This is a genomic window from Herbiconiux sp. J20-20 (genome assembly GCF_057365085.1).
Genome location: NZ_CP195122.1, coordinates 1,470,513 through 1,485,375 on the forward strand (window position 1 = coordinate 1,470,513; position 14,863 = coordinate 1,485,375).

A 14,863-nucleotide genomic window follows, 5' to 3' on the forward strand; every position below is an offset into this window, starting at 1 on the left:
CAGCCCCGGCAGCTGGCCCCACGCGCGCAGGATCTCCTGCATTTCGTCACGCGGGGGGCGCGGGGGGCGCGGGGGGCGGCGTCGACGGACCGGCGAACGAGCGATGGCGGAGGCGGCGCGCGGGCGGCGTCGGCGGCCGCGCCTAGGCTGTCCGCATGGCTCGCCCCGCATCCGCCGCGTACCGCTGCACCGACTGCGGCTGGACGGGCGCCAAATGGTACGGCCAGTGCCCCGAATGCCAGGCCTGGGGCACCGTCGCCGAAGCGGATGCGCCCCGCAGCGCCGTCGCCGCGGCGAGCGTGAGCGCGGCCCGCGTCGCCCGCCCGATCACCGAGCTCGACACGAACGCCGTGCCGCGCTGGGGCACCGGCATCGCCGAGCTCGACCGCGTGCTCGGCGGGGGCATCGTGCCCGGCGCCGCGATCCTGCTCTCGGGCGAGCCGGGCGTCGGCAAGTCGACCCTGCTGCTCGAGGCGGCCGCGCGCGCCGCCGCCACCGGTCGCCGCGTGCTCTACGCGAGCGCGGAGGAATCCACCGCCCAGGTGCGCCTGCGCGCCGAGCGCACCGGCGCCCTGCACGACGAGCTGTTCCTCGCCGCCGAGACCGACCTCGCCACCATCCTCGGCCAGGTCGACGCGGTGAAGCCCGAACTGCTGATCGTCGACAGCGTGCAGACCGTGTCCAGCGCGATGAGCGACGGCGCGCCCGGTCAGCCCGCGCAGGTGCGCGAGGTCGCGGGCACGCTGATCCGCGTCGCCAAGGAGCGCGGACTGCCGGTGCTGCTCGTCGGCCACGTCACCAAAGACGGCTCGATCGCCGGCCCTCGACTGCTGGAGCACCTCGTGGACGTGGTGTGCAGCTTCGAGGGCGACCGCCAGACCTCGTTGCGCTTCGTGCGGGCGCTGAAGAACCGGTTCGGCCCCACCGACGAGGTCGGATGCTTCGAGATGACCGGCGACGGCATCGCCGAGGTGCCCGACCCTTCGGGCCTGTTCCTCTCCCGCGGGGGCGCTCCGGTGAGCGGCACGTGCGTCACCATCGCCCTCGAGGGGCGGCGGGCGCTGCCGGTCGAGGTGCAGGCGCTCGTCGTCGGAACCCAGGCCCCCCAGCCGCGCCGCGTCGTCGGCGGCGTCGACTCGTCACGGGTGGCGATGCTGCTCGCGGTGCTCGAACGACGCTGCGGGCTGCGGCTCGGCCAGATAGATGTGTACGTGTCGACGGTCGGCGGAATCCGGCTCGTCGAACCGGCCGCCGACCTCGCCATCGCTCTCGCCATCGCCAGCGCGGTGAAAGACGTCGCGCTCCCGCAGACCCTCGCGGCGGTCGGCGAGATCAGCCTCGCCGGCGAGATCCGGCCGGTCGCGGCGGCGAAGCAGCGCGCCAGCGAGGCACGGCGGCTGGGGTACTCGACGGTGCTCGACCAGGAGGCCGGGCCGCTGCGGGAGGCGCTGCGGCGGGCGTTCGCGGCGGCGGATGTGGCGACGCCGGCGGGGGTTCCGGAGTTCTAGGGGGTTTCGATACGTCGCTGACGCGACACTCAACCCGCTGGGCTGCCGGTCGAGTAGGGCGCCAAGCGCCCGTATCGAGACCAGCCCCCGCGCGACATCGCGGTTTCGATACGCCCTTCGGCCTACTCAACCGGCGGGGTCGGTGGGGTTTCGATACGCCCTTCGGGCTACTCAACCCGCAGGAACGGCCCACCCGTCCGGGTCTCAGCTCCCGGTCGAGTGGGCCGCGCGGCGGGCTCAGCGCCCGCCGGCTCCCGCAGGCGGGCCGCCGTCGGTCGGCGGCGTGCCGCCGAACTCCGTGCCCGTCTCCTCGGTCGTCCCCCCGAGGTCACTCAGTCCCGTCGTCTCGGTCGTCGCCTCCTCGGTCGCGGCGGTGAGGTCGGCGATCACCACCTCGTCGCCGACGGCGATGCCGGAGGTGATCTCGACCAAGTCGGTGCCGAGGGCTCCCACCTCGACCGGCACGGTGACGAGCTCGCCGCCGTCGAGCACCGAGACCGTGTCGCCGGCATCCGAGCGATGCAGCGCCGAGATCGGGATGACGACCACGCCATCCGCGGTCGCCACCGACACCGCGACCTGCGCCGCAGCGCCGTTCAGCAGCACCGCGTCGCCCGCGTCGATCGAGATGGTGATCGAGTACGACGGCGTCGCCGAGTCGGTCGCCACGTTGACGAAACCGACCGAGCTGACCGTCGCGGGGTACTGCTCACCCGAACTCGAGACGGTCACCTCGGCCACCTGGCCGACCTCGACCTTCTGCACCTCGGCGAGAGTGACGGTCGTCTCGATGAGGTAGCCGTCGTCGCCGAGGATCGTGATGACGGCCGTCGACGAACTGGCGTCGACGGTGTCGCCGACCTCGAAGGCGACCAGCGCCACGGTGCCGTCGATCGGGGCCGTCAGCTCGGCCGCCGCCAGCGACTGCTCGGCGATCAGCACGTTCGCCTCCGCCACTTCGATCGCGGCATAGTCGGCCACGATGTCGGCGGCGCTCGGCACCGAGGCGGTTCCGCCAGCCGACGCGGAGCCCGACGAGGTGCTGGTCGTGGACGATCCCGACGACGAGTCGCTCGGCGCGCTGCTCGTGCTCGCCGCCACCGCCTCCTGAAGCGCGGTGATCGCCGCATCCAGCTCGGTCATCGCCGCCGCGACGGCCTCCTGCGCGGCCTGTGTCACGGCCTGCGCGTCGGCAACGCCGGTGATCGCCTCCTGGCAGGTCACCAGAAGCTCCTGCACCGCCTCCAGCGTGAGCGGCTCCGACTCCTCATCGGTGCCCTCCGTCTCGTCGCCGGTGGTCGCGAACGCGGACTCCTCGCCCGACACCGCGTCCGCCTCCGACTCGGCGTCGGCCTCGTCCGTGCCCTCGAGCTCGGCATCGAGGAACGGCTGGCACAGCTCGGTCGCGTCGGTCGCGGTGTCGTCGGCGGCGGTCAGCGACTCCGAGGCCGCCTCGATCAGGGCAAGCAGCTGCTCCTGAGCGCTCTGGACGTCGCGAACCGCAGCGTCGACCGCCGGATCCGCCGAGCTGTCGCCCGCGCCGGCCGGCTCAGAGCCGGTCGACGTCTCGCTCGAGGTGTCCTCCTCGTCCTCGTCGGTGGCGCTGGACTGCGCCTCGAGGTCGCTCGCGAGCGCCTCCTCGGCCGAGGCGACCCGCTCCTCGGCGGCCTCGACGGCCTCCTCCAAGTCGGTCGTGTCGAGCGTGGCCAGCACGTCTCCGGCCTCGACGGTGTCGCCGAGCGAGACGTTCACGCTGGCGACCTCGCCGCCGACGCCGAAGCTCGCGTCGCGGCGGTTCGCCGACTCGATCGTTCCGATCAGGTCGAGCTCCTCCTCGATCGCGCCGGTGGCGGCGGTCGCCGTGCGGTAGCTGCTCGGGTCGGAGCCGCCGGCCCAGGCGACACTCGCCCCGCCGACGACGATCGCGAGTCCGGCGGCGCCCGCGATCACGGTGCGGCGTCGGCTCCATGTCACGCCCTTCAGACGCGGGACGACCGACTCCTGCCACCAGGTGCGCGCTCGCCCGAGCGCGTCCCGCGGTGCCAGGGGGCTCACCGGTCACCTCCCGCATCGGGACGCTGCTGGCCACCCGCGGCCGTCGTTCGCGTGTTGCAGCCCTCGTCGCCCGGCTCGCTCACCACGAGCGCGGTCGCCGCGTAGCCGCCCGAGGTGTCGGCCTCGCCCTGCGCGGTGACGCACTGGCCGACAACCAGCGCCGACGTGTCGGCGTCGACCGTCACCACGATGCTCGTCGCCTCCGTCACGCTCAGCGTCGTCGACGTGGTCGCGTCGTCCGGGCCGGTCGCCTCGACGGTGAAGCCGCTCAAGTCGACCGCCGTGACGGTTCCCGCGGTCACCGCGGCGAACCCGGTCGGCGCTCCGCCCTCGCCGGCCCCCTCGGGGGCGTCCGCCGGGGGCTCGCCCTCCGGAGCCGCGCCGTCGGCGGGCGCGTCGCCCCCGGGAGCTGCGCCGTCGGCGGGTGCTCCCCCGCCGGCCGCGAGCCCGGCGATGCCGCACTCGCCGTCGACCGCAGCGGTCACCGTCACCATCGTGGCGAGGGTGGTGTCGTCGGCGTCCGTCGTCACGAAGACGCAGTCCCCGACCTCCAGATCCGAGAGTGAACCCGTGGCCTGTGCGGTGATCGTGGTGTCGTCGGTGTACGAGACCGCAGTCTGCGACTCGGTGTCCTGCACCTGCATCAGGCCGTCGGCGACGTACGCGATCTCACCGGTGACGCCGGAGGCCGCCCGCTCCGGTGCCGCCTGCGCGGCGGTGGTGTCCGCTGCCTCGACCGTCTCTTCGACGGTCTCGGTGGTGGCGCATCCGGCGAGCGCCAGGGTGGTGCCGAGCGCGAACACGGTGAAGACCGGAAGTGCGACGCGGCGGCGAAGGGGGGATGTCATGGTGGGTGTCCTTTGAGATGTCACGGGGTTCATTCGGTGCGAAGTGCATCGATGGGGGCGAGGCGGGCGGCTCGGGTCGCCGGGTAGACGCCGAAGACCAGACCGATCGCGATGGAGACGCCGATCGCCATCACGACGGCGGTGGGAGACAGCACGATTGAGCTGCCGATCACTCCGGGGAGGGTGATCGTGGCGAGCGCGCCGAGTCCGGCGCCGAGCACGCCGCCGGTGAGGCCGAGAATGCCGGCCTCCACCAGGAACTGACGGCGGATCGCCCACGGCGGAGCCCCGAGCGCCTTGCGCAGTCCGATCTCGCGGGTGCGCTCGGTCACCGACACGAGCTGGATGTTCATCACCCCGATGCCGCCGACCAGCAGCGACAGCGCCGCGATGCCGGTGAGCAGAATCGTCAGGGTCTGGTAGATCGCCGTCGCTGTGCTGACGAGCGCGTCCTGGCTCGACAGGTCGAAGTCCGCGTCGTCGGCCGAGGTGATGCCGTGCAGGTTCAGCAGGATCGTCTCGGCCTCCTGGTACGCGGCCGACAGTTGCTCGGCCGACTCGGCCTGCAGATAGATCGTCGTGAGGGCGGTCGCGGTCGGTCCGCCCGACAGCACATCGGAGGCGGTCGACAGCGGCACGATCGCGAGGTCGTCGAGGTTGGTGGAGCTGTCGGAACCCGCGGATTCCAGCACGCCGATCACCTCGAAGGAGGTGCCGTCGATCTCGACCGTCTGACCCACCACGCTGGTGGTGCCGAACAGCTCGTCGGCGGTCTCCGAGCCGAGCACCACCACGTTCGCGGTCGCGGCCACGTCTTCATCGGTGAGGAACTCGCCGACGGCCAGCTCACGGGAGCGGACCTCGAGCCACGACTCGGTCGTGCCCGTCACGGTCGTCGTCCAGTTCGTGTCGTTCGCCTCGAGCGAGAACGAGCTCGCCTTCTCGGCGGCGACACCCGAGATGTCGGGGGCGCTGATCTCGGAGTCGAGGGCTTCGGCATCCGAGGCGGTGAGGGTCGTCGCGGTTCCGAATCCGCCTCGGGCGCCCGCGGCGTCGGTGGACGAGCCGGGCGAGACGATCAGCAGGTTGCTGCCGAGCGAGCTGATCGACTCGCTGACATCCTTCTGCGTCCCGAGGCCCAGCCCCACGGTGAGGATGACCGCGGCGATGCCGATGAGGATGCCGAGCACCGTGAGCATGGAACGCAGCAGGTGCGCCCGCACGGCCGACCACGCGGTCGACAGGGTTTCGCTCCAGTTCATGCCGCGACCTCCACGTCCGACTGGATGAGCCCGTCACGCACCCGCACCACACGACGCGAGCGCTCGGCGACCTCTTCCTCGTGGGTGATCAGCACGATCGTGCGACCCGCCTCGTGCAGCTCGTCGAACAGCGAGAGCACGTCCTCGGTCGAGACCGAGTCGAGGTTTCCGGTCGGCTCATCCGCGAGGATCATCGTCGGCTCGCCGACGAGGGCGCGGGCGACGGCGACGCGCTGCTGCTGACCGCCCGAGAGCTCGCCCGGCTTGTTGTTCAGCCGCGAACCGAGACCGACCCGCTCAAGTGCCCGTTCGGCGCGCTCGCGCCGCTCATCGCGTTCGACGCCGGCGTAGACGAGCGGCAGCTCGACGTTGCGCCAGGCCGAGAGCGACGGCAGCAGGTTGAAGCCCTGGAACACGAATCCGATCTCACGATTGCGGATGCGTGCCAGCTCGGCCTCGTCGAGGTCGCGCACGTCGGTGCCCGCCAGGCGGTAGGAGCCGGCGGTGAGGGTGTCGAGGCATCCGAGGATGTTCATCAGCGTCGACTTGCCCGAGCCGGAGGGACCCATGATCGCGAGGTACTCGCCGCGTTCGATCGTGAGATCGATGCCGCGCAGCGCCTCGAACTCGACCGTGCCAGTGCGGTACATCTTGCGCACCTGGTCGAGGCTGATGACGGGACCCGAGGTGTCGTGGACGTCCGCGCTCACTGGCCCGGCGCCTGTCCGCCGAAGTCGGGACGCTCGCCCGCGGTGCCGGTGCCGCCGGCGCCCGGGCCGAAGTCGCCAGTGACGCCCTCGGTGGTGCCCGCGTTGCCCTCGCCCGGGGTGAAGGTGGCGACAAGCACCTCGTCGCCTTCGGAGATGCCGGAGACGATCTCGGTGAGGGTGCCGACCGTTTCGCCGACCTCCACCGGGGTGACGACCTGCTCGCCGTCGGCCGTGATCACCGTGACGGTGCTCGTCTCGCCGTCGGTGGTGACCGCGGCGCTCGCGACGGTCAGCACGTCGGTGCGCCGCTCGTAGATGATCTCCGCCGTCACCGAGATGCCATCGAAGAGGCCCTCGGCGGTGCCGGTGACGTCGATGCTGACCGGATAGGCGGCGGCACCCGTGTCGGTCGAGGGCAGCATGCCGACCTCGCTCACGACGCCGAAGAAGGCGACACCGTCGTCGGTCGCCAGCTCGACCTGGTCGCCGACCTCGATGAGCGTGACGTCCGACTCGCCGACGGTCACGTCGACCGCCCAGGCATCCGTCCCGACGATCGTGAACGCCGCGGTGGTCGCGCCGCCCCCGGCGGAGCCCACCGCGTCACCGACCTCGACCCCGACGGAGGTGATGACGCCCGCCGCCGGAGCGGTGAGCGTCGCGTCATCGACCGCGTCTTCGGCATCTGCGACGGCCGCCTCGGCAACCTCGACCGCGGCCGCGTTCGCCGCGATCTGCGCCAGATCGGCGGTGCTGCCGTCGCTCTCGTCGTAGCTGTCGGAGAGCTTCGCCTCCGCGCTCGCCAGATCGGCCTTCGCTTGCAGCAGCGCCGCATCGAGGCTGATCGTGTCGACGGTGGCGAGGGCGTCGCCCTCCTCCACGATGTCGCCCTCCGCGACGGAGACCTTGGTGACCGTGCCGGAGACGGCGAACGACACCTCCTCGTTGACGAGCGGGGTGAGGGTGCCCGAGGTGGAGATGCTCTTGTCGAGAGTCTCCAGACTGGCGATCGCCGTCGTGGTGATGGTCTCGTCGCTCGAGGACGCGGTCGCGGGGACGACCAGCGTCACGACGACGATGGCGGTCGCGGCGAGCGCGGCACCGGCGGATGCGCCGATGACGATCCACCGGCGTCGGCGAAGGTGCGCAAAGGCGCTGCGGAAGTTCATGATCTCCTCTCGACCGCGCAGACTGCGCGGGATGCATGACCCGAAAAGTACGGTCGGGGTCTATGCGAGATCGTTCGGCTTCCTGAGAAACAGCCGTGAGCGGGGGCACTGGGGTTTCGATACGGCCTTCGGCCTACTCAACCCGCTCGGATCTCCCGCCGGTCGAGTAGGGCGCGCAGCGCCCATATCGAGACCCACCCCGCGCGGCGACGCGGTTTCGATACGGCGCGAAGCGCCTACTCAACCCGCTCAGGTTCCTGCCGGTCGAGTAGCCGACGCCGTCGGCGTATCGAGACCCCGCTAGTTGAGGAGGAACTGCTTCGTCTCGGCCGACTCGGCCTCGCCGAGCTTCACGGTGAGGTGGTAGCTCGCACCGCCGGCGATGACCTCCGGGCGCGTGCCCGAGCAGGTGTCCGCCGATGACCGCGTGCGGTCCCACGCGAACGGCGTCGTCGCGAGCGTCTCCGACGGCTGGAGCGCGATGACCGACTCGGTCGGATCCTCCTGGCAGTCCGCCGAGGTCCAGATCTGCTCGCTGCCGCTCGTGATCACATACTCCTGCGCACCGGTGCCGACGTCGAAGCTGCACGCCGCGGCGCCCACGTTCTCGATCTCCATCGAGAGCATCGGCTGCTCGGAGTTGCCGTAGCTGGATGCGTCGGTGATCGCCGTCAACCGCACCATCGACGGATCGCACGCCGCGATCTCGCTCGGGTCAGCCGACGGGTCGGCGGTCGCCGCGTCCGTGGCCGCGGGCGCACTCGTGTCGGTCGGAGCCGGGCTGCTGGCGGGCTCCCCCGCGCCCGGACGGACGAAGATCAGCACGACGACCACGATGACGGCGAGCAGGCCGAGTCCGAGGACCGCGCGCCGTCGCCAGTACACCGAAGGCGGCTGCGGGCCGACCGGATGACGGAGCGTCGACATGCGGACAGGTTAACGCCGTCGCCGCGGCCACTCCGTGTGCCGCGCGGGACGGCCGGAAACCGACGCGAGGCGGTGGTCGGCGATCTCGGCCTCGACCATGAGCGCGAACTCCCGAAGGCTCGCCACATCGATCGTCTCGGTGTCTCGCGGCGTCGAGTCGAAGACGCAGACCGCGCCGATCGGCTCACCGGACGAGGCCCGCACCGGGTACCCCGCGTAGAACCGCAGCCCCAGGCTCCCGACAACGAAGGCGTTGCTCGCGAAGCGCGGATCAGACGACGCATCCGGAACGATGAGCGGGCCGCCGTCTTCGACCAGGCGGTAGCAGAACGAGTCCTCGAGGCTGTTCGCGTCGAGCTCCGAACCGGCGAGCGACTTGTACCACTGACGGTCGACTCCGACCACGGTGAAGGCCGCGTGGGAGGTCTGGAACACCGAACGGGCGGCGCGGACGATCCGGTCGAAGCGCTCCTCAGGATCGCTGCCGGCGATTCCGACCCGCTCGAGCGCCTGCGCGCGCTGGTCGGGGTGCACCCGCCGCTCGCGAACCGGCGCGGACGTGAGCACGCGATGCGCGACGTGCCCGGCCAGCACCTCGGCCCAGAACGCGTAGCGAGCCGAGTCGCCGTACACGTTCTCGATATCACCCGGGGTCGGCGGCAGCTCGACGAAGGCAACACCGGGTCGGCGCTCGCATTCCGCGCGCGTGAGCTCGTTCAGCTGCCGTGCCCGACGCTCGATGAGACGGCCCACTCGGCCGGCGAAGGCGGGGATGGCCTGAATCGGCTGGATGCCGGCCACCAGCACCTGCGTGTCGTCGGCGCGGCGGCGGTCGATCTCGTCGAGCGCCCGGGCGAGCTCGCGGGTCCAGGCCGCGCGCGACGTCACCGCCAGAACGTCGTTGACTCCGAGCACGAGGCACACGATCTCGAAGGCATCGAGCGCCTGCTCCTGCAGCACTGCCGTCGCGTCGCGCATCCGCATCGACGGGTTGACGACTCCCGCGACGGTGACGCCGCCCTGTCGGCGTTGCGCGACGGCGCGGCAGAATGCGCCGATCAGCCCGAGCTCGTGCGTCAGCACGCCCCAGCCGCTCGCGGCGCCGGAGCCGACCATCAGCACGTCGACGGCGTCGGGTCCCGGAGTGTGTGCGCGCGGCGAATCTCGCGGCCGCGGGACATCGACGAGGCTCTGCGCGCGCCACTGCGCCCACGCCCACAAGGGCCCGCGCAACGCGGTCCACGGATCGATCTTCACGGCAATTCATCCCCTTGGTGGTCGAGATCCCGAACCGCCCCTCGCGATCTCGACCCCCTGCTTGTTCGATTTTACGCGGGAGGCCCGAAAGGGATGCTCGACTTCGAGTGCCGCTCGCGACGTCGACCGTGATGCGTCATCCCGGCATCCGGCGAGCAGGAACACCGAGCACCCGAGCTTGCGCCGCACCCGCGAGCGCGTCGACGAACAGTGCCGCACAGCACACCGCGGCCGCGGCGGTCCGCGGAGCTACGCGCGAACCAGCGCGACGAGCGCGGGGAAGAGCGGATGCCTGTCGCCGATGCCGGTAACGCTCTCGACGAACGCCTCCGGCGTCTCGCTCCCGGAGGCCACCGCGTCGAGGCGCTGCGCGAGCTCGACCGCCTGCGGGTCGTCGTCGGAGCGGAACGCGAGGGCCGCCCCGATGGCGCGCACCAGCGCGGCGGGCTCGCCGCCGTTCTCGGCGATCTCGGCCGCTGGGCCGATGAAGCGCTCGTGCCGCGAGAGCTTGCGCAGCGGCTCGCGGCCGACGCGCAGCACCGTGTCGGGCAGGTGCGGGTTGGTGAAGCGCACCACGTTCTTGTCGACGTAGGCGGCCTGTACCTCGGCGTCGATGCCGTGCTTGGCGACGAGCAGTGCGGCGGTCTCGCCGAGCACCGCCCGAACCTCGGACTCGACGGCCGGGAGGGCGATCGCCTCGGCGATCGTCTCGGCCCCCGCCTGCGCGCCGTGGTAGGCGATCGTGGCGTGGCCGGTGTTGACGGTGAAGAGCTTGCGCTCGATGTACGGCCCGAGCTCGTCGACGAAGGTGGCGCCGGGGATGTCGAGGTCGGCCCCCGCCAGCGGCGGCTGCTCGATGACCCACTCGCAGTACGCCTCGACGGTGACGTCGAGACCCTGCCCCTCGGGCTGTCCGGGCACGATGCGGTCGACCGCCGTGTTGGCGAAGACGGCACGGCCGTCGAGGGCGACGTCCGGGCGGGCCGCGACGATCTCCTCGCGCAGCCGGTCGGTCGCGTTGATGGCGTTCTCGCACGCCATCACGACAAGCGGTGGGGCGTCGTCGGCGCGACGCGCGATGCCCTCGGCGATCGCGGGAGCGACGAAGCGCAGGATGTTGGGGCCGACGGCGGTGGTGACGACCGTCGCGCGCGAGATCTCGTCGAACAGCGCCTCGGCATCCGCGCCACTGTCGATGCCCGAGACGCCGGTCACGTCGTGGTCGCGTGCGCCCGGCCCGACCTCGAGCACGCGATAGGACCCCGCCGCATTGATACTCGCGATGAGCTCGCTGGCGACGTCGGCGAAGACCAGCCGGAAGCCGGCCTCGTGGAGCAGCAGCCCCACGAAGCCGCGACCGATGTTGCCGGCCCCGAAGTGGACGGCGGTGCCGCTGGTCACGCGTTGACCTCAGAGAGGATGTCCATCACCTCGGCGGGCGACGCCGCGTTCTCCAGCGCCGTCACCTCGTCCTCGTCCGAGAACACGATCGCGATGCGACCGAGGATGTCGAGGTGCTCGTTGCCCTTGCCCGCCACGCCGACGACGAACCGGACGGGGTTGCCGTCCCAGTCGATCGGCTCGGCGTAGCGCACGAACGACAGCGCGGATTCGAGGATCTCGTCCTTCGCCTCGTTGGTGCCGTGGGGAATGGCGAGAAGGTTCCCCATGTACGTCGACACTGTCTTCTCGCGCTCGATCATCGCGGGCAGGTAGGCAGCGCTGACCGCGCCGACTCCCGCAAGGATCTCGTGCGCCTCCCGGATCGCCTCGAGCTTGGTGGTGGCCTTGCCCTCGGTGCGAATCTGGTCGATCGACAGGATCTGACGTGACATGGGGAACCTTTCTCGGTGTGCCTAGCTCGAAACCGGCTTGTTGCTGAGCATCTCAGCAACTTCGTCGTACTTCGGGCTGTTCATGAAGTTGTCAACCGAAACGTGCACGGCCGACGGGTTGACGTGCTTCGCACGGTCGGTGAGTTCTGCCTGCGTGATGATCAGATCCTCCGTGCCGTCGAGGTTCGCGATCGCCTTGTTGGTGACCGTGACGTTCTCGACGCCCGCCTTCTTGAGCTTCTGACGCAGAACCGAGGCACCCATGGCGCTCGATCCCATGCCAGCGTCGCACGCGAACACGACGTTGTGAACCCCGCCGCTCTTCGCGGTCAGACCGCTCAGCACGTCGGACTTCTTGCCCTTGTTGGCTTCCGTCTGCGCGATCGCCGCACTGAACGCCTCGTCCTCGTTGGCGAGGTCGCGCTTGCGGCTCGCCAGCAGGATCAGCATCGCCACCACGAAGGTGACGCTCGCCGACAGGATGACCGAGAGGATCACGCCGACATAGCTGCCAGGCTCGGTCTGGATCAGCACCGCGAAGATCGACCCGGGCGACGCCGGAGCGCGAAGACCGGACTGGAAGATCACGTTGGTGAGCACGCCCGTGGCACCACCGGCGATCATCGCGAGGATGAGCATCGGCTTGGCCAGCACGTACGGGAAGTACACCTCGTGGATTCCACCCAGGAACTGGATGATGAACGCACCCGGTGCGGTGGCACGCGCGGCGCCGACACCGAACAGCGTGATCGCCAGCAGCAGACCGGCACCCGGGCCGGGGTTCGCCTCGACCAGGAACAGCAGGCTCTTGCCCTGCTCGGTGACCTGCTCGACACCCAGCGGGGTGAACACACCGTGGTTGATGGCGTTGTTCAGGAACAGCACCTTCGCCGGCTCGACGATGATCGAGGCGAGCGGGATGAGTCCGGTGTCGATCAGCCAGCCGACCGCACCGCCGAGGAGCTCGGCGAACCACTTGACGATCGGCGCCAGGCCGAGGAACGCGGCAAGTGCGAGCAGGAATCCGAGGATTCCGGACGCGAAGTTGTCGATCAACATCTCGAAGCCGGGCTTGACCTTGCCGTCCCAGATCTTGTCGACCTGCTTCAGGATGAGGGCCGACAGCGGTCCGACGATCATCGCACCGAGGAACATCACGGTGCCTTCGGCGCCGAGAATGACACCCATCGCGACGACCGCGCCGATGACACCACCGCGCGTGCCGTAGACCATCTTTCCGCCGGTGTAGGCGATCAGCAGCGGCAGCATGTAGACGATCATCGGACCGACGAGGCCGCTGTAGACCGTGCCATCTGCACCCTCGCCACCACCGAACATGACGGAGCCGCCCCAGCGCCAGGCCTCAACGGGGCCTTCGGCGCCGAACCATCCGGTGGGGATGAACATGGCGGTGATGAGGCCCCAGGCGATGAAGGCCGCGATGTTGGGCATGATCATGCCCGAGAGGAACGTGCCGAAACGCTGCACGCGCACTCGTGCACCGCCGCCGGTGGCGGCAGGTGCTGCTGACGTCGTTGTCATGGTGGGTCTCTCCTTGTATTGGGTGGTGGCTAACTCGAGGGGATGGGTCTCTTTCAGGTCGCCGAAACGACCGTGGCAGCGGCGCGAGCCGCTGCGGCACTCGGGGCGGCCAGGGCCGCCTCCGCCAAGCGCCGCGCATCTTCGGAAGTGCGCAGCGCAAGCTCCGCACGCACCTCGGCGAGGGCGGCGGGAGTCATGGACAGGCTCGTGACACCGAGCCCGACGAGGACGACGGCGAGCTGCGGGTCGGCGGCGGCCTCGCCGCACACGCCGACGGGACGGCCGGCAGCGACGCCCGCGTCGGCGAGCATCTTCACCAGCCGGAGCACCGCAGGGTGCCAGGGGTCCTGGTAGTGGGCGACGCTGCCGAGCATGCGGTCGGCAGCCATCGTGTACTGAGTCAGATCGTTCGTTCCGATGCTGACGAAGTCGCACTCCGCGAGCACCGAGTCGGCCTGGAGCGCGAGCGACGGAACCTCGGCCATGACGCCGACCGTCATGAGCCCCAACTCGCGCGCGAGCGCGACGAAGTACTCCGTCTCCTCGGCGTCGGCAACCATCGGCGCCATGACCCAGAGATCGGCGGCCTCGCCGTCGGCGGCCACGGCCGCCTCAGCGTTCACGAGCGCCGTGAGCTGATCGCGCAGGATCTCCTCGTGCTCGCGCAGGGCGCGCAGACCGCGGAGGCCGAGGGCGGGGTTCTCCTCGTTGTCGGCAGTCAGGTACGGCAGCGGCTTGTCGGCGCCCGCATCCAGGCAGCGCACGACGACCTTCTTGCCGCGGAAGTGGCTCAGCATGTCGCGGTACTGCTCGGTCTGGGTTTCGACGCTGGGACGCTCGGTCGAGTCGAGGAAGAGGAACTCAGTGCGGAACAGGCCGACGCCCTCAGCGCCGAGCTCGACCGCGGCCGCGGCATCCTTCGACGAGCCGAGGTTGGCCAGCAGCGGCACGGGAGTGCCGTCGGCGAGCGCCCCGGGGGTGATCGGCGCCGTCGCGAGCGCCGCGAGCTCCCGAATGCGAATCGCCGCCGTATCCAAGGTCTCCGGATCCGGCTCCACGGTGACGATGCCCGCGGCGGCATCGAGCACGACCTGCTGCCCGTCGGTGAGGGCCTCGGCCCCCGTGACGCCGACGATCGCCGGGATCGAGCGCGCCCGGGCGAGGATCGCGGTGTGCGAGGTCGGTCCGCCTTCGCGGGTGATCAGGCCGAGCACGATGTCGAGATCGAGCAGCACGGTGTCGGCGGGCGCGAGGTCTTCGGCCACCAAGATGTAGGGCGTCGTCGACTCGGGAACGCCGGGGGCTGCCACACCGCGAAGTCCCGCGATGATCCGCTGGGCGACGTCGCCGAGGTCGGCGGCGCGCTCGCCCAGGTAGCCGCCGAGGCCGATGAGCATCTGCTTGAACTCGTCGAAGGCCTCAAAGACCGCACGCTCGGCGTTGGTGCCGGACTCAATGCGGGCAACGACCAGGTCGCGCAGCGCCGGGTCCTTCGCCATCAGGGCCTGCGCCTCGAGCACGTCGCGCGCATCGCCGCCTGCGACGGAGCCGCGGAACACCAGGTCGTCGGCCACCTTCGCCACAGCTGCATCGACGGCGGCGATCGCGTCCGCGGCGTCGCCCTCAAGCGGCTCTGAGGTCGGAGCCTCGAGCGGGGCGGCCATGCGCAGGACGGGGCCGACGGCCACGCGCCGACCAATGCCGATGCCGTGCAGTTCTGGCATGGATGACTCCTTCATCGATCCGGGCG

At 70.7% G+C, this 14,863-nt stretch carries 12 protein-coding genes; 1 reads left to right on the top strand and 11 read right to left on the bottom strand.

What is annotated here, in order from left to right; genetic code table 11:
* Window positions 1-155: 155 nt before the first annotated feature.
* Window positions 156-1,508 carry a DNA repair protein RadA gene (gene radA, locus ACR3ZA_RS07065; RefSeq protein WP_473661291.1) on the top strand — a complete coding sequence of 451 codons (1,353 nt, stop codon included), beginning with the start codon at window positions 156-158 and terminating at the stop codon, window positions 1,506-1,508.
* 237 nt (window positions 1,509-1,745) lie between these two features.
* Here the strand turns inward: radA and ACR3ZA_RS07070 are convergent, their stop codons facing one another.
* The 11 genes from ACR3ZA_RS07070 to ptsP form a co-directional block, all read right to left on the bottom strand.
* The gene (locus ACR3ZA_RS07070) at window positions 1,746-3,563 is read right to left on the bottom strand and encodes an efflux RND transporter periplasmic adaptor subunit (protein WP_473661292.1); all 1,818 of its coding nucleotides are present in this window, start codon (window positions 3,561-3,563) and stop codon (window positions 1,746-1,748) included.
* On the bottom strand, window positions 3,560-4,411 hold the full coding sequence (locus ACR3ZA_RS07075; RefSeq protein ID WP_473661293.1) for a hypothetical protein: 852 nt from the start codon (window positions 4,409-4,411) through the stop codon (window positions 3,560-3,562). Before ACR3ZA_RS07075 ends, ACR3ZA_RS07070 begins: the two co-directional genes overlap by 4 nt.
* Before the next feature lie 29 nt (window positions 4,412-4,440).
* Window positions 4,441-5,673 carry an ABC transporter permease gene (locus ACR3ZA_RS07080; protein WP_473661294.1) on the bottom strand — a complete coding sequence of 411 codons (1,233 nt, stop codon included), beginning with the start codon at window positions 5,671-5,673 and terminating at the stop codon, window positions 4,441-4,443.
* Window positions 5,670-6,383, bottom strand: coding sequence for an ATP-binding cassette domain-containing protein (locus tag ACR3ZA_RS07085; protein ID WP_473661295.1), 714 nt, complete (start codon window positions 6,381-6,383; stop codon window positions 5,670-5,672). Before ACR3ZA_RS07085 ends, ACR3ZA_RS07080 begins: the two co-directional genes overlap by 4 nt.
* Window positions 6,380-7,552 carry an efflux RND transporter periplasmic adaptor subunit gene (locus ACR3ZA_RS07090; RefSeq protein ID WP_473661296.1) on the bottom strand — a complete coding sequence of 391 codons (1,173 nt, stop codon included), beginning with the start codon at window positions 7,550-7,552 and terminating at the stop codon, window positions 6,380-6,382. The genes ACR3ZA_RS07085 and ACR3ZA_RS07090 overlap by 4 nt, the downstream gene beginning before the upstream one ends.
* A gap of 300 nt (window positions 7,553-7,852) precedes the next feature.
* Window positions 7,853-8,479 carry a hypothetical protein gene (locus tag ACR3ZA_RS07095; protein ID WP_473661297.1) on the bottom strand — a complete coding sequence of 209 codons (627 nt, stop codon included), beginning with the start codon at window positions 8,477-8,479 and terminating at the stop codon, window positions 7,853-7,855.
* A 9-nt stretch (window positions 8,480-8,488) separates the two neighbouring features.
* The gene (locus ACR3ZA_RS07100; protein WP_473661298.1) at window positions 8,489-9,736 is read right to left on the bottom strand and encodes a GAF domain-containing protein; all 1,248 of its coding nucleotides are present in this window, start codon (window positions 9,734-9,736) and stop codon (window positions 8,489-8,491) included.
* A gap of 249 nt (window positions 9,737-9,985) precedes the next feature.
* Entirely contained in the window at window positions 9,986-11,137 is a 1,152-nt protein-coding gene (locus ACR3ZA_RS07105) for a mannitol-1-phosphate 5-dehydrogenase (RefSeq protein WP_473661299.1), read from the bottom strand.
* Entirely contained in the window at window positions 11,134-11,571 is a 438-nt protein-coding gene (locus ACR3ZA_RS07110; protein WP_473661300.1) for a PTS sugar transporter subunit IIA, read from the bottom strand. Before ACR3ZA_RS07110 ends, ACR3ZA_RS07105 begins: the two co-directional genes overlap by 4 nt.
* A gap of 21 nt (window positions 11,572-11,592) precedes the next feature.
* A complete protein-coding gene (locus ACR3ZA_RS07115) occupies window positions 11,593-13,113 on the bottom strand; it encodes a PTS transporter subunit EIIC (RefSeq protein ID WP_473661301.1) in 1,521 nt (506 codons plus the stop codon).
* Window positions 13,114-13,166: 53 nt separating this feature from the next.
* Window positions 13,167-14,837: a phosphoenolpyruvate--protein phosphotransferase gene (gene ptsP / locus ACR3ZA_RS07120; protein WP_473661302.1), complete on the bottom strand. Its 1,671-nt coding sequence runs from the start codon at window positions 14,835-14,837 to the stop codon at window positions 13,167-13,169.
* Window positions 14,838-14,863: the final 26 nt, after the last annotated feature.

What these genes read in the sequence shown, in the direction of transcription:
- radA (WP_473661291.1), top strand. Translation starts at nt 156, where the DNA reads ATGGCTCGCCCCGCATCCGCCGCGTACCGCTGCACCGACTGCGGCTGG.
- ACR3ZA_RS07075 (WP_473661293.1), bottom strand. Translation starts at nt 4,411, where the DNA reads ATGACATCCCCCCTTCGCCGCCGCGTCGCACTTCCGGTCTTCACCGTG.
- ACR3ZA_RS07080 (WP_473661294.1), bottom strand. Translation starts at nt 5,673, where the DNA reads ATGAACTGGAGCGAAACCCTGTCGACCGCGTGGTCGGCCGTGCGGGCG.
- ACR3ZA_RS07090 (WP_473661296.1), bottom strand. Translation starts at nt 7,552, where the DNA reads ATGAACTTCCGCAGCGCCTTTGCGCACCTTCGCCGACGCCGGTGGATC.
- ACR3ZA_RS07095 (WP_473661297.1), bottom strand. Translation starts at nt 8,479, where the DNA reads ATGTCGACGCTCCGTCATCCGGTCGGCCCGCAGCCGCCTTCGGTGTAC.
- ACR3ZA_RS07110 (WP_473661300.1), bottom strand. Translation starts at nt 11,571, where the DNA reads ATGTCACGTCAGATCCTGTCGATCGACCAGATTCGCACCGAGGGCAAG.
- ACR3ZA_RS07115 (WP_473661301.1), bottom strand. Translation starts at nt 13,113, where the DNA reads ATGACAACGACGTCAGCAGCACCTGCCGCCACCGGCGGCGGTGCACGA.
- ptsP (WP_473661302.1), bottom strand. Translation starts at nt 14,837, where the DNA reads ATGCCAGAACTGCACGGCATCGGCATTGGTCGGCGCGTGGCCGTCGGC.